The 17,693-nt window shown below is 59.9% G+C and carries 16 protein-coding genes; 8 read left to right on the top strand and 8 right to left on the bottom strand.

Annotated elements, in window-relative coordinates; genetic code table 11:
• Positions 1-239 precede the first annotated feature (239 nt).
• The 4 genes from CQ019_RS07640 to CQ019_RS07625 all read left to right on the top strand — a co-directional run bounded on the left by CQ019_RS07640 (position 240) and on the right by CQ019_RS07625 (position 4,458).
• The gene (locus tag CQ019_RS07640; RefSeq protein ID WP_105553975.1) at positions 240-1,298 is read left to right on the top strand and encodes a LacI family DNA-binding transcriptional regulator; all 1,059 of its coding nucleotides are present in this window, start codon (positions 240-242) and stop codon (positions 1,296-1,298) included.
• Positions 1,299-1,376: 78 nt separating this feature from the next.
• The gene (locus CQ019_RS07635; protein WP_105553976.1) at positions 1,377-2,699 is read left to right on the top strand and encodes an MFS transporter; all 1,323 of its coding nucleotides are present in this window, start codon (positions 1,377-1,379) and stop codon (positions 2,697-2,699) included.
• 33 nt (positions 2,700-2,732) lie between these two features.
• Positions 2,733-3,509, top strand: a complete 777-nt coding sequence (locus CQ019_RS07630; protein WP_105553977.1) for an SDR family oxidoreductase — start codon at positions 2,733-2,735, stop codon at positions 3,507-3,509.
• Positions 3,510-3,525: 16 nt separating this feature from the next.
• Positions 3,526-4,458, top strand: coding sequence for a 3-keto-5-aminohexanoate cleavage protein (locus CQ019_RS07625; protein ID WP_105553978.1), 933 nt, complete (start codon positions 3,526-3,528; stop codon positions 4,456-4,458).
• Positions 4,459-5,004: 546 nt separating this feature from the next.
• Here CQ019_RS07625 and CQ019_RS07620 read toward each other — a convergent pair.
• Positions 5,005-5,781 carry an SDR family NAD(P)-dependent oxidoreductase gene (locus CQ019_RS07620; RefSeq protein WP_105553979.1) on the bottom strand — a complete coding sequence of 259 codons (777 nt, stop codon included), beginning with the start codon at positions 5,779-5,781 and terminating at the stop codon, positions 5,005-5,007.
• Positions 5,782-5,864: 83 nt separating this feature from the next.
• Here CQ019_RS07620 and CQ019_RS07615 point away from each other — a divergent pair, with 83 nt between their 5' ends.
• Positions 5,865-6,452: a TetR family transcriptional regulator gene (locus CQ019_RS07615; protein ID WP_105569360.1), complete on the top strand. Its 588-nt coding sequence runs from the start codon at positions 5,865-5,867 to the stop codon at positions 6,450-6,452.
• Between the two features lie 14 nt (positions 6,453-6,466).
• On the opposite strand, the gene CQ019_RS07610 is transcribed toward CQ019_RS07615, so the two are convergent.
• Complete coding sequence (locus tag CQ019_RS07610; protein ID WP_096255239.1) at positions 6,467-7,153, bottom strand: TetR family transcriptional regulator; 687 nt, start codon at positions 7,151-7,153, stop codon at positions 6,467-6,469.
• 105 nt (positions 7,154-7,258) lie between these two features.
• Between CQ019_RS07610 and CQ019_RS07605 the strand changes: the two genes are divergently transcribed.
• Both CQ019_RS07605 and CQ019_RS07600 read left to right on the top strand, forming a co-directional pair.
• Positions 7,259-8,290 carry an aldo/keto reductase gene (locus tag CQ019_RS07605; RefSeq protein WP_096255237.1) on the top strand — a complete coding sequence of 344 codons (1,032 nt, stop codon included), beginning with the start codon at positions 7,259-7,261 and terminating at the stop codon, positions 8,288-8,290.
• 151 nt (positions 8,291-8,441) lie between these two features.
• Entirely contained in the window at positions 8,442-9,236 is a 795-nt protein-coding gene (locus tag CQ019_RS07600) for a carbon-nitrogen hydrolase family protein (RefSeq protein ID WP_096255235.1), read from the top strand.
• Between the two features lie 59 nt (positions 9,237-9,295).
• Here CQ019_RS07600 and CQ019_RS07595 read toward each other — a convergent pair whose 3' ends face one another.
• Positions 9,296-10,657, bottom strand: coding sequence for an APC family permease (locus tag CQ019_RS07595; RefSeq protein WP_096255233.1), 1,362 nt, complete (start codon positions 10,655-10,657; stop codon positions 9,296-9,298).
• A gap of 348 nt (positions 10,658-11,005) precedes the next feature.
• Complete coding sequence (locus tag CQ019_RS07590) at positions 11,006-11,671, bottom strand: TetR/AcrR family transcriptional regulator C-terminal domain-containing protein (RefSeq protein WP_096255231.1); 666 nt, start codon at positions 11,669-11,671, stop codon at positions 11,006-11,008.
• A gap of 112 nt (positions 11,672-11,783) precedes the next feature.
• On the opposite strand from CQ019_RS07590, the gene CQ019_RS07585 reads away from it, so the two are divergent.
• A complete protein-coding gene (locus CQ019_RS07585) occupies positions 11,784-13,424 on the top strand; it encodes an amidohydrolase (RefSeq protein ID WP_105553981.1) in 1,641 nt (546 codons plus the stop codon).
• A gap of 12 nt (positions 13,425-13,436) precedes the next feature.
• Here the strand turns inward: CQ019_RS07585 and galE are convergent, their stop codons facing one another.
• Genes galE through CQ019_RS07565 form a run of 4 tightly spaced genes read right to left on the bottom strand, consistent with a single transcriptional unit; the run spans position 13,437 to position 17,492 of the window.
• Positions 13,437-14,399 (bottom strand): UDP-glucose 4-epimerase GalE, encoded by a 963-nt coding sequence (gene galE, locus CQ019_RS07580; RefSeq protein ID WP_105553982.1) that lies wholly within the window; start codon positions 14,397-14,399, stop codon positions 13,437-13,439.
• The gene (galK, locus tag CQ019_RS07575) at positions 14,396-15,592 is read right to left on the bottom strand and encodes a galactokinase (RefSeq protein WP_105553983.1); all 1,197 of its coding nucleotides are present in this window, start codon (positions 15,590-15,592) and stop codon (positions 14,396-14,398) included. Before galK ends, galE begins: the two co-directional genes overlap by 4 nt.
• Positions 15,589-16,704 (bottom strand): galactose-1-phosphate uridylyltransferase, encoded by a 1,116-nt coding sequence (gene galT / locus CQ019_RS07570; RefSeq protein ID WP_105569359.1) that lies wholly within the window; start codon positions 16,702-16,704, stop codon positions 15,589-15,591. The genes galK and galT overlap by 4 nt, the downstream gene beginning before the upstream one ends.
• Complete coding sequence (locus tag CQ019_RS07565; protein ID WP_096282740.1) at positions 16,701-17,492, bottom strand: DeoR/GlpR family DNA-binding transcription regulator; 792 nt, start codon at positions 17,490-17,492, stop codon at positions 16,701-16,703. Before CQ019_RS07565 ends, galT begins: the two co-directional genes overlap by 4 nt.
• Between the last annotated feature and the right edge of the window lie 201 nt (positions 17,493-17,693).

Here is a 17,693-nt window from a genome sequence, read left to right as displayed (position 1 = left end):
GGCACTCGAGGTCAGAATCAAGGCATGGGCTTTAGTAAGAAACTTTATGCGCTCTTTCTTTCGTAGTTTATGAATCAGCTGATGACCGGGCGAAGGATCGTTCCGGTTCCAATCAAAAGGGGGAATTCGCCCTGGCTCCGGTCGCTTAACGTTGCTTAACGTAAATCTCAGGTCTGTAATGGTCATCACACGCCAAGGAATAACACGCTTTAGAAGCGACACCGCAAAAGGAGGCAAAGATGCCGAGCACGACCGAAACCCCACCAGTCCGTCCGGCCCGCGTATCAGCCGCCGCGGTAGCCCGTGCATCGGGCGTTTCCACGGCCACTGTCAGCTACATCATGAATGGGCGCCCCGGAGCCTCTTTGGAGACTCGGCGGCACGTCGTGAAGATTGCCAATGAAATGGGATTCCGCCCGTCAAGGAACATCGCGGGTCGAGATCCGCTGCTGACTCGGGTCGTGGGATTAATTCTTCCGAACATCGTCAATCAGATGTACACGGGTTGGGCGCAGCACATTATTAATGCCACGGCCGCTGAGGGTTTCGAGGTCTTCGTAGCTACCACCCAGGACGAGCCCGAATCGCTCGCCCAGGTCGCCGGAACTCTAGCTGCTAGGAACGTGGATGGCGTCATCTCCGCCGCCGCGCTACGCGAAGACTCCAGGGCGTTGCGAACGCTGCGCCAAAAGCGCATCCCCTATGTATGCCTCTCCCGTCGCTCGGACCACCTTCCCGGCGACTTCGTAGGCATCGACGACGATGCCGCCGCCACCGATCTCATGAACCACATCTTGGGCCACGGCTACACGGACATAGCCACAGTCATCGGGCCACGTTTTTCAACCGCGTCGCTGGCCCGTGAACATGCCTTCGTGCGCACGGCCGCAGCCGTCGGCGTGCTCATCACCGGGGAGCGAAAGATCAGTACCAGGCTGAATTCAGACGGCGGCCGTGTAGCCGCCGAAAAACTCCTCGGCTCACCGAATCCTCCACGAGCAATTGTCTGCGGCTCCGATGAGATCGCCATTGGCGTTATGGAACATGCGCTATCTCTCGGACTGCGCATCCCAGATGACGTGGCGGTGGTCGGAAGCGACGGGTTGCCGCACAGCCGTTCCGGATTAATCGGGCTGACCACAATCGTCCAACCCGTCAAAGAAATGGCTGAGCGCTCCTTCGAACTCCTCCTTGACCAGATCACCCGTCCGCGAAGCACCTACAAACATTCGGTATGCGGTCACCGACTGCATACCGGTCGCACCTGCGGCTGCCAAGCCGACCTTGGCGCCCAATAAACCATTCTCTCTAAAATCTTGATCCCCTGACGCTCGCCCCGCCTTCTTCCACCATGCCCGATCCAGAAAGTCATTGACATGTCTAAACAAGCAAAGACGACCACAAAACGGTCCCCCGAAGTCGTCAACAAGATCATTTTCCGGCGCATCATGCCGCTGCTGATTGCCGCGTACGTCATGGCATTCATCGACCGGACCAACATCGGCATGGCCAAAGACCGGATGGAAATCGACCTCGGAATCTCCGCCACAGCCTACGGCATCGGCGCCGGGCTGTTCTTTCTGACCTATGCCCTCTCTGAGATCCCCTCGAACTTGATCATGCACAAGGTCGGTGCCCGCTTTTGGATCATGCGCATCATGATCACCTGGGGAATCCTCTCTGCCTGCATGGCTTTCGTACAAGGCGAATGGTCCTTCTACATCCTGCGCATGCTGCTGGGCATCGCCGAGGCTGGGCTGTTCCCCGGCGTCATCTACTTCATCACCCAGTGGTTCGTGGTCAAGGACCGCGCCAAGGCCAACGGCATGTTCCTGCTCGGAGTTTCCATCGCCAACATCGTCGGAGCCCCGCTGGGCGGCGTACTGCTAACCCTTGACGGACTCGGCGGCCTGCACGGCTGGCAGTGGATGTTCATCATCGAGGGCATCCCCGCCTGCATCCTTGCCTTCGTCGTCTGGAAGTGCCTGCCCAATAAGCCCACCGAATCCAAATTCCTCACTCGGGAGGAAGCCGAGGACCTCGAGGCAAGCATCCTGGCAGAGGAGACCGCAGGGGCCAAGGCCTCCGGAAACTCGAAGCTGCGCCACGTGCTAAAGGACAAACAGATCCTGCTGGTCGTGGCCATCTACTTCACGCACCAGATTGCCGTCTACGCTTTGAGTTTCTTCCTGCCCTCGATCATCGGCACCTACGGCGCTTTGAACACTATCCAGATCGGCCTGCTGACCTCCATTCCATGGATTTTCTCCGCCGCCGGCGCCCTGCTGTTGCCGCGACTGGCCACCAACGCATCCCGCTCCCGATTGATCGCCACCTCCACAATGGTCGGTATCGTCGCCGGTTTCACACTCGGGGCCATCGGAGGCCCGATCCTGGGCATGATCGGCTTCTGCCTGGCCGCCTTCAACTTCTTCGCCCTGCAGCCGATCCTCTTCACGTACCCGGCAACGCGCCTCTCCGGTGCAGCGCTGGCAGGCGGCATCGCCTTCGTGAACACCATCGGCCTCTTCGGCGGGTTCCTCGGCCCCTACGTCATGGGCTTCATGGAGGAAGCCACCGGCAGCAAGATCTCAGGCCTCTGGTTCATTGTCGCCATGTGCACCATCGGCGCTCTTTTGACCCGCAAGCTCAAGCGCGGTACCGAAGACCCTGCAAAGTCCTCCGTCGCCGCACACTAGATTTCCCACGAACCAAGAAAGAAAAACACCACCATGGAGAACAAACTGGATTTTACCCAGCGCAGGGTGCTGGTCACGGCGGGAGCCGCCGGTATTGGCTTGGCCATCGCCACCGCATTCAAGGACCTCGGGGCGTCCGTGTTCGTCACGGATATAAATCCGGCGGCCGTCGAGGCGGCCCGCAAGGCAGGATTCGCTGCGGCAGTAAGCGACGTGTCTGATGAATCCCAGGTCATTGAACTCGCCGCCACGGTCAGCAAAGAGCTGGGCGGACTGGACGTGCTGGTCAACAACGCCGGAATCGCCGGGCCCACCGGACCGGTCGAGACTCTCGATGCCGAAGCTTGGAAGGCCACCTTCGACGTCAACGTGCACGGGCAGTTCTATTGCATCAAGCACCTGCTACCACTGCTGCGCAAGGGGTCTGAGGCCTCGATCGTCAATCTCTCTTCGGCCGCGGGACGACTGGGCATGGCCGGGCGAAGCCCCTACTCGGCTTCCAAATGGGCAGTGATCGGGCTGACAAAAACACTGTCCATCGAGCTGGGTGACGAGCGCATTCGCGTCAACGCCATCTGCCCAGGTGCCGTGAACGGACCGCGCATCGAAGCCGTCATCAAGGCCAAGGCAGACATGCTCGATCGCCCGCTTGAGGAAGTCTCCAATCTCTACCACCGCCAGTCCTCGCTGAACCAGCTTGCCGAACCCGGCGACATCGCCGACATGGCAGTGTTCCTGTCCAGTTCCCTTGCCCGCAGCGTCAATGGCCAGGCCATGGCAGTTGACGGCAACACCGAAAAGCTCTACTAAGGAAATCGACACCATCATGGCAACATCACGCAAGGTCATCATTACCTCCGCCGTTACCGGCGCCATCCACACCCCCACCATGTCCCCTTATCTGCCGGTCACAGCCGATGAGATCGCCGATGCCGCAATCGGTGCCGCCGAGGCCGGGGCCTCGATCGTGCACATGCATGCACGGGACCCGAAGGATGGGCGCCCTTCGCAGGAACCCGCCCACTTCGAGCCCATTCTGGCCAGGCTCAAGGCCAACACCGACGCCATCATCAACATCACTACCGGTGGATCACCGCATATGAGCGTGGAAGAGCGGATGCGCCCGGTAATCGAGTTCAAACCGGAGCTCGCCTCGCTGAACATGGGATCGATGAACTTCGGGCTTTACCCCATGCTTGATCGCTTCAAGGAATTTGGCCACGAGTGGGAACGTGAAGGTCTGGAGAACTCCCGGGATCTCGTCTTTAAAAACACCTTCGCCGACATCCAAAAGATCTTGGAGATCGGGAATACGAACGACACCCGCTTCGAGTTCGAGTGCTACGACATATCGCACCTGAACAACCTCGCGCACTTCCAATTACGCGGCTTGGCCCGCGGACCGCTCTTCGTCCAGTCTGTCTTCGGGCTGCTCGGCGGCATCGGGGCGCACCCCGAGGATCTCATGCACATGCGTCGGACCGCCGACCGGCTCTTCGGCGATTCCTACGAGTGGTCGATCCTGGGTGCCGGTAAAAATCAGATGCCACTGGCCACCATAGGTGCGGCGATGGGCTCTCACGTCCGCGTTGGCCTAGAAGATTCGCTATGGATCGGGCCCGGCCAACTTGCCGCCTCAAACGCCGAGCAAGTAACCCGTATCCGTACCATCCTCGAGGCACTGAACTTCGAAGTCGCCACCCCCGACGAGGCCCGCGAGATGTTGACGCTAAAGGGCCGTGAAAACGTCGGATTCTAGGATTCACGAACCGGTGATTTTCAGAACCTCCGACAGTGTCTGGTTGAACGTAGCCCGTCACCCGGGTCACGCGACGATCCAAAACAACAGTGGCTGGACAACCTAGGTGCGCGGCGCTCAGTATGGTCACCACCTCGCTCAAAGAGGCCGCGGCGGTCGCCGATGGGCAACGCGGGGAATCCCAAATTCAATGGGGCAAGTTCTTGCCGGTATTGGCGCCCCAAAGCTAAAAACGCGGCAAACTCTGTGATTGGATTTGTCGTGGAAGACCGTACGAACAATGATCCAGCCAGCGGGGCGCTTGGCAGCCATTTCCAGGCGCAGCGCTGGGTGGATCTTTGGATCAATGTCTACCCCACCCACCGGTACCTAAGATTAGGCTGCTATCCAAGGAACTAAGATTTCTCGGGGACCTCCTCCGAGTTGAACAAGCACCGGTTCAGTGGTTCTGCCCACCTGGGTCAAATTCGCAATTCTGGCCAGCAACCTAGCCCGGCGCCTACTAGCTGCGTACTAAAGCGGCACTGGGGCATTAGATCTGCGAAACTAGATGGCGCTCCAACCGGTGTCCGAGGCAAGCACCACACCATTGATGTTGGTGCTGTCGTCGCTGAGCAGGAAGGTGATGGAAGCTGCCAACTGAGCCGCGGTTGCCATGCCGGGAATGATGCTCATCAGCGGCGCAATCACCTGCTGGGCATATGCCGAATCCATCGGCGCCTCGATGTTGGTCTGCACCGCACCAGGGGCGACTGCGTTGAAGCGGATCCCCTTCTTCCCGTACATGACGGCCGAGTTTTTGGTCATGCCGACCACCGCATGCTTCGAGGCGGTGTAGGCAACGCCTGCTGCCGAGCCGCGCAGCCCCGCTTCCGAGGCGACGTTCACAACCGTGCCGCTTTCGGCCTCTAGCATCAGGGGCACTACGGACCGGGTCAGCTTTAGGATCGAATTCAAATTGACGTTGAACACGCGCTCCCAGGTGGAGTCTTCCACCTCATGGATGGGCTCAAACTTGTCCATAATGCCCGCGACGTTGGCCAGGGCATCGACCTTGCCTTCGCCAGCGGCAACGATCCGATCAACGACGTGCTGATCGGTGATGTCACCGGCTACCGCAACGATGCTCAGCTCCGGGTTTTCTGCGACCAATTCGCCGAGGCGCTCACCGCTGATATCTGCCGCGATCACCTTGCCGCCTTCTTGTGCCACGCGCAGGGCGGTCGCCTTGCCGATGCCTGAACCCGCGCCGGTGACAATGACGGTTTTGCCGTCAAAACGTGCCGGGGTGATTTTTTCCTGCCAAACGTTTTCCGTGCTCATGACCGCTCTTTCTGATTACTTAGACAATAGTAACTTCATATTATGACACAGAGTGTCATAACTCAATGGGTCATACTTGAGATATGCCGGACACTCAGGATCTCTCCACCACACGCCTCTCCGGACGCCCGCAGAGCATTAATCCGGAATCGGTGGCCCGCACCGCCCTAGAACTTTTTGCCAAACACGGCTACGGCGCGGTCTCCATGGCGCAAATTGCCGAAGAGGCGGGAATTGGACGCAAAAGCCTCTACCGCTACTTCGCGTCCAAGGCGGATCTGGTGTGGGGAGGACTGCTCGAAGCTGCTGAAATTTCGGAACAGGCATTGGATGTCGCACAAGGCTCTGACATGCGGTTGCTGGACGCCATGCATGAGGCAATCCAAGCCGCCCTGCGATCGCTACCGGATTTGGAAGTCACCCGCGGCCGGCTTCGTCTAATCGCAGAACAACCCGAACTGTTGGCCCAGGCACCCCTGCGGATGGCCCCGCAAAACGGACGAATGCTGCAGCATCTAGTGGACGGCGGACTCAGCGTAGATGAGGCCCACTACCTTTCGGTGGCCTTTGGCAGCGTCACCTTCTCTGCGTGGATCCGCTGGGCGCAATCCAACGAACTCAGCCCCGCTCAGTTCCTCACGAACGCCATGAAAGTTCTTCGCCTGCCGTAGCCCCACTGCGGAAGCTATTTCGCGCCGGCCCACTGATCATCGATCATGGCGGCAAAGTCGAATGCTTCATCTAGGATTTCGCGCAAGCTTTCTTCGGGCGCGCTAACCCAGCGAACTAACGCGTGGTCATAGAGCGCCATGGCCAGCAGCGCAGAGGTTTCCGCCCGACGAACGTTGGCGCAAAATGACGATAATGCCTGCGCCAGGGAAGCCTGCTGCTCACGTCTAAATTCTTGCCAGCTGGCGCGCAACGCGGGACTCCCCCACACCAGCTGAATTCGTCCCCGTAGGGCTTCTGGGTCTTGTTCTGCGGCCACGACCGTCGATTCAAAGCTTCGGCGCAAAAGTTCCAGCAGGCTTTCTCCGGGATGAGAGGCCATGGACGCCAACGCTTCAGAAAAATGCACATTCAGCGAACCTAGGGCGGTGATCACCGCATCTTCCTTCGAGGAGAAATACCTGAAGAAGGTAGCCCGGGAAATGCCCACTGATTGAGCGGCTTGCTGTGCAGTAACGTTCTCCAGTCCTTGCTCGGCGAACAGGGTATAGATCTGTTCTGCCAACTCGACCTTCATCTTCTCGCGCACTCGTTCACGCACCGCAGGGACCATGGCAAAAACTTTACTCTGAGATGATCGACCTCTTTTGAGACTCAGTCTCTTCGCCCATATCAGGGACAATTTATTCTCGGCGTGTCGCATAGAGGCAAGTTAACGAATCTCAACAATCAACCCGTTTTGACGTCATACTTAGGACCTCTTAGTTAGGCTCGATAATAGATAACAATGCAGACATGAGGGATTCGCATGGCACAGGACATCAAGGTAGGCACCATCGAGCTCGGGCAAGGGCTGCAGATAACCGGTCAAGGGTTCGGGAGCATGTCACTTAGCGGACCCTATGGCTCGGCCGAGGATGACGAATCTCTGCGCACCCTAAATCACGTCATCGATAGCGGAGTTACTTTCCTCGACACCGCCAACATTTACGGCGAAGGACATAATGAGTCCCTGCTGTCCCGGGTGCTCAAGACGCGCAGCGATGAAGTTACGCTGGCCACCAAGGCTGGCATTGTTCGCCCAAAAAACCCGGGCGATCCACGAGCCAATGGCGATCCGGCCTTCATCAAGGAATGTCTCGATGCGAGCCTGCAACGACTCGGTGTCGACGAAGTGGACCTGTACTACTACCACAGGGTTGATAGCCGCGTGCCGATCGAGGAGACCGTCGGAGCCTACGCTGAACTGGTTCAAGCCGGCAAGATCAAACACATCGGATTATCCGAGGTAACCTCCAACGAGCTTCGTCGGGCACATCAAATCCACCCGATCACCGCAATTCAGATGGAGTACTCGATCTTCAGCCGGGATATTGAGCGCTGGCTGCTTCCGACGGCATGCGAGCTCGGGGTCGGTTTGGTTCCCTATGCCTCGCTGGGCCGCGGCTACTTCACCGGACAGGTGGACTCGCTGGAGCAGTTGGAGTCCGGCGATATCCGGCATAATTTCCCACGCTTCGAACCAACGAGCATGAAGCGGAATCTGCGGCTGCGAAAGGTCATCGAGGCCGTGGCCGAACGTGAAGGATTCTCCACGGCGCAGGTGGCGCTGAGCTGGGTCTACGAGCAGGCTGACCGCCACAGCGTGGCCGTTTCACCAATTCCGGGCACCCGCTTCCGTGCCCATTTTGATGACAACTTGGAGGCGCTGAACATTCGGCTCTCCGAACTATCAATGAACGAGTTGGATGCCTTGGCTGCTCAAGTCGACGGCGAACGTCAACGAGACATCTATTCTGTTTCCAAGGGCCGCGAAGAACAGCAGATGGCGAACTTATAGTGCTGAGCCCCGCGGGTTAAACCCGGAGCATTCATCCGCACTGGCTGTTCAACCGCTCAGCTCTGCCACCCGTTTCCGCTTATCACCGCTACTGCGTAGAGTTTCGAGCGTAGGGTATTTCCAGTATTTGGCGAGGAAGGACTAGCCCACCATGAGAATCGCATTGGCTCAGGTATTGAGCACCGCAGATCCGCAGCGAAACTTGGTGACCATCCGTGATCATGCGCGGCAAGCGAAAGCAGCCGGCGCAACATTGGTGGTCTTTCCCGAAGCCATGCAGGTGTCCTTTGGCCACCCGCTAGCCGACTTTGCCCAGCGTTTAGACGGGCCGTGGGCTACGTTAGTCCGCCAGCAGGCCCGCGACATCGGCATCACCATCGCCGTGGGCATGTTCACCCCGGGCCAAGAAGGCCGGGTGCGGAACACCTTATTGGTCGCAGGCAATGGTGTCGATACGCACTACGACAAGATCCACCTCTACGACGCCTTCGGTTTTTCCGAGTCGGATACCGTGACCGCCGGAAACACTCCGGTGCAGTTTGACCACCAAGGCACCATTGTCGGACTGGCCACCTGCTATGACCTGCGATTCCCCCAATTGTTCGTCCACCATGCCCGGGCGGGAGCCAAGGTTAATATCGTCGCCGCCTCCTGGGGCCAGGGCGAGGGCAAGGCCGAACAGTGGACCACTCTGGCTCAGGCCAGAGCCCTGGATTCCACGACTTTTGTGGTGGCCGTTGACCAGGCCGACCCTGCCAGCATTGGCCGGCAGGTTACGGGCGCCGCACCATTGGGAGTCGGGCATTCCGTGGTGGTGGACCCCTTGGGCCGGATCATTGCCCAGGCGGGCACAGAACCGCAGCTGCTGGTAGTTGACCTTGATCTGGATCAGGTCGCGCACGCTCGAAAGCAACTGCCCGTACTCGCCAACGCTGTGGACTTGTAGGCCGGCGGCCGGGCTTCCTCCTGGCATGAACCAGAAGGATCGGGCCTGCCAGACAAGACTTACTCGGCAAGATCCAGCATCGGCGCTTTTCGCTTGAATCCACCGGTTACATAGGCGAGATATCCCAGCCCCAAAACGATCCAAGCCAGACCGAACGTCAAGGACAATGCGCTGAGGCTGGTCCACAACCAAATAGTCAGCGCCACGCCAATGAGCGGCAGCACCAGATAATTAATGGTGGCTGCCAATCCGCGGTGCCGGTGGGCCAGGAAGAAATATTTGATGACCGAGAGGTTTACGGCCGAAAACGCCACCAGCGCTCCGAAGCTAATCATGGCGGACACCATTTCCAGGCTGGCAAAAAGCGCGGTGAGTGAGACGGCGGAAACGATCAGGATGACAAATGTTGGAGTCTTGAACCGCGGATGAAGATAGCCGAATACTCGGCGCGGCAGCACCCCGTCGCGGCCCATGCTGTAGAGGATCCGTGACACCGATGCCTGCGATACCAAGGCAGAACCCATTGCACCGCAAATGAAACCAGCCGTGAAGAAGATCGACAGGAATTGCCCGCCGACCGCGAAGACAACTTGGATGGAAGCGGAATCAGCGTTCGTAAATTCGTGGCTGGGGTAGACAAGATGCGAGACGTAGGCCAGCACCACGAACAGAAATCCGCAGATCAGGGTGGTGAGCACGATGGCCCTTGGCAAATCCCGCTTGGGATTGCGTGCCTCTTCCGCGAACGTCGTGATTGAATCGAACCCCAAGAACGAGAGACACAAAATTGCCGCTCCCGCGGCAAGCGGAGCAAAGCCACCCGGGTCCCCGGTCCCCCGCAGGGGCGCAAACAGATCTACCGTGGCTTGACCCCGCAGGTACGCGAGGGAGAATCCGATGAAGAGGATGATGAACAGGAACTGGAAGCCGATGATCACGATATTTGTCCGGGCCACCGAGACGATGCCGATAATGTTCAGCACGGTAACCAGCGCCATCCCGGCTAGCATGAAGGCCCACGGAGGTATCGACGGGAAAAACTCGTTGAGGTAGATCCCCAAGAGCAGGTAGTTGATCATGGGTAAAAAGAGGTAGTCAAGCAGCAATGCCCAACCGGCCATGAACCCGATATTTGAACCGAATGACCGCTGTGCATAAACATACGCGGAACCCCCGACGGGAAATGCCCGTGACATCAGCCCGTAGGAACGGGCGGTGAACAGCATAGCTATCAGGGTAATTAGATAGGCCACCGGCAACCGCCCGCCGGTAATTTCCGTGACGATTCCATAGGTACTGAAGATCGTCAGCGGCACCATGTAGACCATGCCGAAGAGCACGAGGTTTGGAAGCCCCAGTACCCGGTTCATCTGCGTGGGTGCCTCCGTCACGCCCTCCGTATATTGCTGAGCCTGTTTCATGACCGTTACCTCTCTGCAGGTGCCCCGCTGCTGCCGCCGCGTGAAGCGACGGACTTTCCAGCACGCGAAGGCGCACCATCGAAAATAATGAAGACCGTTCACTTAATGTAGTGATAGGCCTCACCATTAGCAAGGGGGTCATAGTGGCCAGCAAGGCGTTCAAAGCTCATGAGATCGACCGGGAGAACGAGTTGAGCCCTGCAATTACGGCCAACTTAGGCAGAATGACTTGGAACTTTTTGATCACTCGGAAAACTCGAAGAAGCCCATTCAGTCAACCTCGATGTTCAAAAGAAATTTATAAGATTAATTTGTTTGAAACATGGCGACAGCTCAACCCGACCGAGACTAAGGCTGGGCGACTTCCCGCTCGATGGCAGCAATCATGGCACGTAGCCCAAATTCAAAGGATTGATCGCTAACCGTGGATCGAGCCTGCCGCGCATATTTTTCCCCGCTTTCCATGACTTCCCCGTGGCTGTTGCCACCGCCTTCACCGCCCTGCTCGGGTAGCGCGGCAACATGCGCGCCGGGTGCCACGATGTCCAATGCCGCGCCGACCACCAGCGACTCAATGGCAACCATCACCATCAAGATTCTCGGCACGGCAACACCTGCACGGCGCAGGAGCCGTCCCATCTCTTCGTAGATCACTCCCGATTCGGACTCTTCGGAGATCGGTGTAGCGACAATCAGCTCAACGGCTGCGGGAACACGGAGCAAGGCTTCGCGGAATAACACCGCAAAGTGGAAGAGCGCTTCGGTCCAGGGCAGGTCGGCAAGCATGCTTCGGTCGATGGAACGCACCATGTCTCGACGCATCAGGTTCACCAGATGCTGCCGATTCTCCACGTGGTTATACAGCGCCGGTGTCCGCACATCCAAGGCGCGGGCCAGCCGCCCCATGGAAAATTCTTCCGGCCCCACGTCTTGAAGCAGGGCGAAAGCGGCATCGACAATTCCCTGCTGCGACAGGATTGGCGTGGCCGGCCGGCCGGCGACTCGTTGCGACATTCAGACCATCCCGATTCTTCGACAATTCCACCTCCATCCAACCATGGACACTCGGTGGTTCCGAGGTTAGACTCAAAAATAATTAACACTATTAATATCTTGGAGTGAAACCATGCACGGACCCCAGACGGTGCTGTACGCAGCGACCATACACACGCTGACTCAGGAGCAGGAAATAACCGCACTGGGAATCACCGACGGAGTGATCTCGCATCTCGGCAACCGTGACCAGTCGCGGGATTGGCTCACCGCCGATACGGAAATTATCGACCACGGCGATGCCGCCATCACCCCGGGGCTCGTCGATGCGCATATCCACCCGGTTTTCGGTCAGTCTGTCACCCGCGGAATTTTCCTCGGCGATGCCCGAACCGTGGAAGAAGCGACCCACCTTTTCGCTGAGTATGCACGCACGCGAGAATCCGATCAGATCCTTTTGGGACATGGGCTGAATGTGGCGATCTTCGGATCGGCCGAACCCAACGGGCAGTTTCTCGAAGCGGCAGCACCCGGCCGTTCAAGCTACGTCACCTGCTTCGATGCCCATTCGGCTCTCGCTTCGCAGGCAATGCTTCAGCTTGCGGACATCAGCGGCACGGAAAGCTTTACCGACGGTTCCAGCGTCGTGGTTGACCTGCAGGGCAATCCCACCGGCTTCCTGCGGGAGTTTGCTGCCATGGCGCTTGTCGAGAGCTCCCTGCCCGTTTTGAGCATTGACGACAAGGTGCACGCCGTCTACCGGCTGCTGCGCGAGATGGCCGCCAGCGGGCTGACCGGCGGAGAAATGCTCGATTTTGCCGACCCCGATTCCCTAGAGGTCTTCCGACGCCTCGAACAGTACGGCGATCTTCCCATCAAGCTGCGGATTGCGCCTTGGCTGATGGCGAGCGACGGCGCCGAAGCGCTGGAACGGATCATCGAGCTACAGGGACAACACGGCCGGCGTTGGCAGGTGCGCGGCGCAAAGCTCATGATTGACGGGACCGTGGACAACGGCACCGCGTGGCTCTACGAACCGGATACCGAAGGCGAATCCATGGATTCACTGTATTTGGATCCGAAGCAGTACCTCAGGAATCTCAATGCGCTAGCCGCGGCCGGAATTACCACCACCACGCATGCCATTGGGGATCGGGGCATCGGTTTTGTCATTTCGGCGATTGCCGCCCTGCCCAAGGATGGATTACGGCACCGCATTGAGCATTTGGAAGAAATCAATGATGAGGACTTCGCCCGGCTGCAGGCTTCGGGCGCAACCATCAGCATGCAGCCTACGCATTGCACCCATTTTGTGCGCGCCGACGGCTCGGACGCCTGGTCCCGGCGCCTCGGTGAGCGCCGCGCGCAGTTTGCATTCCGGCTACGCGACGTCAAGGACGCCGGACTGGTGCTGGCGCTGGGCTCCGACTGGCCTATCGCCCCCTTTGACCCGCGGTTGATCATGGCCGATGCGCAGACCCGCCGGCGTACCGAGGTGCCCGACAGCGACAGCGCACAACCACGCCACCGGCTCTCGGCACGAGAGGCGTTGGAAGGCTACACCGCCAACGTCTATGAAAGCACCGGCACGACCGGCGGGCGCCTGACTCTGGGCATGCCAGCAGACCTCTCCGTCTTCGCGGCAGATCCGCTGGCGATCTCCCCCGAGGAACTGTGTACCGTCGAGGTGCTTGGAACCTACCTGGACGGCGTTCGAGTGGATACCCATGCGGAACTCGATTCGCCCGAACCGCTCCCGGCGAGCGCGAGCTAGGTAAGCACCTGCTCAGCGCCGATGCGCCGAGGCCCGCCAGGCACTGTCCACCATCTGCTCAAGGCTATGGCGCATCTTCCAGTCCAGGTCGCGGGCGGCCAACGTGCCATCGGCAACGATGCGCGCCGGATCCCCGGGGCGGCGGGCCTCTTCGAGGGCGCTGAACTCGATGCCGGTCACCTTGGCCACCGCGTCCATGATCTGGCGCACCGAAACGCCATCGCCGGAACCCAGGTTGTAGACCGGCTCCAGCGGCGCATCCGCCTCAAGCTTCTTCGCGGCCTCGACATGGGCCAGCGCGAGGTCTGCCACGTGCACATAATCGCGCACGCAGGTGCCATCGGCAGTGCCGTAGTCGGTGCCGAAGATCTTCGGAGTCTTCCCCGCATTCAATGCCTGGAAGACCAGTGGAAACAGGTTGTGCGGGCTGGCGTCGTAGAGCTCGTCGCTGCCCGAACCGACCACATTGAAGTAGCGCAGCGAGGTGTGCTTCAGCCCGGCGGCAACGCCCTGATCACGAATCAGCCATTCGCCCACCAGCTTGCTCTGCCCGTACGGGGATTCGGGGAAGGTGCCGGTGGCTTCGGTAACCAGGTCCTCATCCGGGGTGCCGTATACGGCGGCCGAAGAAGAGAAGACCATATTGTGCACGCGGGAGCTCTCCATGGCTTCCAGCAGATGCGCGGTGCCCGTGACGTTCTGCTCGAAGGCCAGCAACGGGTGCTTCACCGATTCGCCCGCGTACTTGTAGCCGGCCAGGTGGATGACCCCGGAAACGTCATGGCGCTTCATGATTTCCACGAGCTTTTCGGTCTGCAGGATGTTCAGCTGGTAGAACGGAACCTGATCGGGCACGAAGCCGCGCACGCCACTGGCCATCGAGTCCACGACCACCGCGTCAAGGCCCGCAGCGGACAGCGAGCGAACCACATGCGATCCGATATACCCGGCTCCGCCGGTCACTAGCCAACTCATGCTTTTCCTGCTCCCTCGTCTGCGATCACGGTGAAAATAGCCGGTTCAACATAGCCGGCCTGGTCAAATGCTTCACGCACCGCCTGGCTAACCTTATCGATGTGCTCGCGCTTGATCAATGCGATGGCGCTGCCGCCAAAACCTCCACCGGTCATGCGCGCGCCAATGGCTCCGGCGGCCATCGCAGCTTCCACGGCAACGTCCAGTTCCTCACTGGAGATCTCATAGTCATCGCGCATGGATTCGTGGGACTGGTACAGCAGTTTGCCCACGGCGTCCAGGTCCCCTTCGCGCAGTGCGAAGACGGTGTCCAGCACGCGGCGGTTCTCGGTCACGATGTGCATGGCCCTCCGCTTGGCTACCGGATCCTCGATGGCTTCAAGCTCGGCCACGACGGTGACTTCGCGCAGCGACTGGACTTCCAAGGCGGCGGCGGCCTGCTCGCAGCTGGCTCGCCGGGCGGCGTACCCGCCATCAACATGCGAATGCTCCACCCGGGTGTCCATCACCAGCACCACCGCATCGTGCTGTGCCAGCGGCAGTGGCACCGCCTGGGTTTCCATGGAACGGCAGTCCAGGAACAGGGCGTGCTGGGCGTGGGACATCAGCGAGGCGCTCTGGTCCATGATGCCTGTCGGGGCGCCGACGAACTCATTCTCGGCGCGCTGGGTCAACTGCGCCATCTGCACCTTGGACAGGCCCAACTCGTAGAGGTCATCCAACGCCACGATGGTTGCCACTTCCAGGGCGTGCGAGGAGGACAGTCCCGAACCCACCGGAACATCGGAGTCCACCAGCAGCTGGATCCCGCCGAGTTCCACCCCGTCGAGCTGGTTCAGCGCCCAGAGCACGGCCGCCGGGTACGCTGCCCAGCCGGGAACCGCGCGCGGCACCAGCTCATCGAAGGTGATGGAGGTGATCGGCGGGTGTTCCCCTGACCCGTAGGTAGACGCAAAATCCAGTGTCTGGCGATCCGCGTCGAGCTGCGTCTTGCGGCGCACAGCCACCAGCGCATTCTTGTCGATGGCGAAGGGCAGCACAAAACCCATGTTGTAGTCGGTGTGCTCGCCGATCAGGTTAACCCGTCCCGGGGCGCGCCAGATGCCTTCTGGCTGGTGCCCGTAGATCTTGGCGAACTTCTGGTGCAAAGCGGCCATGCGCTGCGTGGTTTCCTTGGAGTTGCTGATGCTCATGGCATGACCTCGCGCAGTCGTGCCGCGGTCTGCTCGGCTGGAACGTCGTTGATGAATGCACCCATGGCCGCTTCGGAGCCGGCCAGGAACTTGAGCTTGTCGGCGGCCCGGCGCGGGCTGGTCAGCTGCAGGTGCAGGCGGGAAGCTTCACGTTCCTTGCCTGCCACCGGCGCCTGGTGCCAGGCGGAAATGTACGGGGTGGGAGTCTCATAGAGGGCATCGAATCCGCGCAACAGATCGCGGTACACCACGGCCAGCTCGTCTTTCTCCGCCTCATTGAGCGCGGCGAAGTCCGGCACGTGGCGATGCGGCACCAGGTGCGCTTCCAACGGCCAGCGTGCAGCGAAGGGCACGAACACGGAGAAGTGCTCGCCGGCAGCAACCATGCGCGTACCTTCCTTGCGTTCGAAGTCCAGGATGTCGCCCATCAGGGTGCGTCCGGTCTTCTCCAGGTGGGCCACCGCTTGGGCGGCCATCTTGGTGGCGGTCGGGGTCAGGTAGGGGTAGGCGTAGATCTGTCCGTGCGGGTGGTGCAGGGTCACGCCGATATCCTGGCCTCGGTTCTCGAATGGGAACACCTGGGCAATGCCTTCCATCGCCGACAGGGCCGCGGTACGCTGCGCCCACGCGTCGATGACGGTGCGCGCCCGGGCATCATCCAGCGAGGCGAAGGAACCCTCGTGCTCCGGGGTGAACACCACGACTTCGCAGCGGCCGTAGGCCGGGGCAGGAACCTGCACCGGAGCAGCAGCCGGGATCCGGCCCAGATCCGGTCCCAGCGAGGGGAAGCGGTTCTCGAAAACCACCACGTGGAAATCCTCGGCCGGAATCTCGCTGTGGCGGCCCTGGGTACTAGGGCACAGCGGACATTCTTCCTTGGGCGGAAGGTAGGTGCGCGACTGCCGCTGGGCCGCGACGGCTACCCAGTCTCCGGTCAACCGGTCGTAGCGCAGCTGTCCAGGTTCCCCGCGCGGATCCAGCGCCCTGGTGTCGGGTGCCGGTTCGGGGGCGATGGCATTGGCATCGGCGAAGAAGATCGCCTCGCGGCCATCGGCCAGGTGATGGACCCGGTGTGATATCAGGCCAGAAGGGATCCTGCCGGTAACGCTCATGATTCGACCACCTTTTCAATTTTCAAGTTCTCGATGTGCTGGCGGAGTTCCTCGACGGCCGTCTCGTCCAAGCCGTCGTCGCTGACGAGTGTGTCGATTTCGTGCAATGGAGCACTGGAGTACAAACCGGCCAAGCACCATTTGCTGGAATCCGCGACGACCACGCGGCTGTCACAGCGTTCCAGGAAAAGTCGATTGACTTCCACCTCGAGCATGTTCGGTGTCGTGATTCCGTCCTGGACGCTGAACCCGTGGACCCCCATGAAGCATCGGTCGACGTGCAGTGTCCGCAGGGCCGCAGTGGCCAGTGGACCGACCAACGCGTCGGATACCGTTCGCAGGCCACCGGTGAGCTGCACGGTCTGGCCTGCAGCCGGGGCATCTTGTAGGAGGTCGGCGATGCGCGGAGAGTTGGTCACAATCGTGAGGTCGGGAACTGCCCGCAGCAGACGGGCCACCTCATAGGTCGTAGTCCCCGACGTAAGGGAGATGGACATTCCTGGTTCAACCATTTGCGCCGCCGCACGGGCAATGGCCGCCTTCTGCGGCAACTGCAGAGTTGACTTGCGCTGGAATCCCGGCTCTTCAGCAGACGCAGATTCCTGGAGCAGTGCGCCTCCGTGGACCTTATGCAATTCGCCGTCCTTGACCAGGCGGTCCAGGTCACGGCGCACTGTCATGTGCGAAACGCCAAATTCCTCAGCCAACTGGGCTACCTTGACTGCACCGTTGGCACGAACTCTATCCAGAATCCGCCGTCGACGCTGGGTTGGGAAGTTCTCGCTCATCGGGACTCCTTGGCAGACAGGTTGAAATAACACGCTCCGTAAAGCGATACAACCCTAATTCAAACACACTCAAACATATTTGAACACATTTGAACATATTTTCAACCAGAACCGTCCACTTGCCGGGCAGCCCGAGAACGTAGATATCAGCCCCGAAAATACTTCGGGATCATCGCTCCGGCGTGCCGCTGCAAGTGCTTC

This window comes from Arthrobacter sp. MYb229 (assembly GCF_002975405.1).
Taxonomy (GTDB): domain Bacteria; phylum Actinomycetota; class Actinomycetes; order Actinomycetales; family Micrococcaceae; genus Glutamicibacter.
The sequence above is the reverse complement of the archived record's forward strand: the minus strand, read 5'-3'. Positions and strand labels throughout refer to the sequence as shown.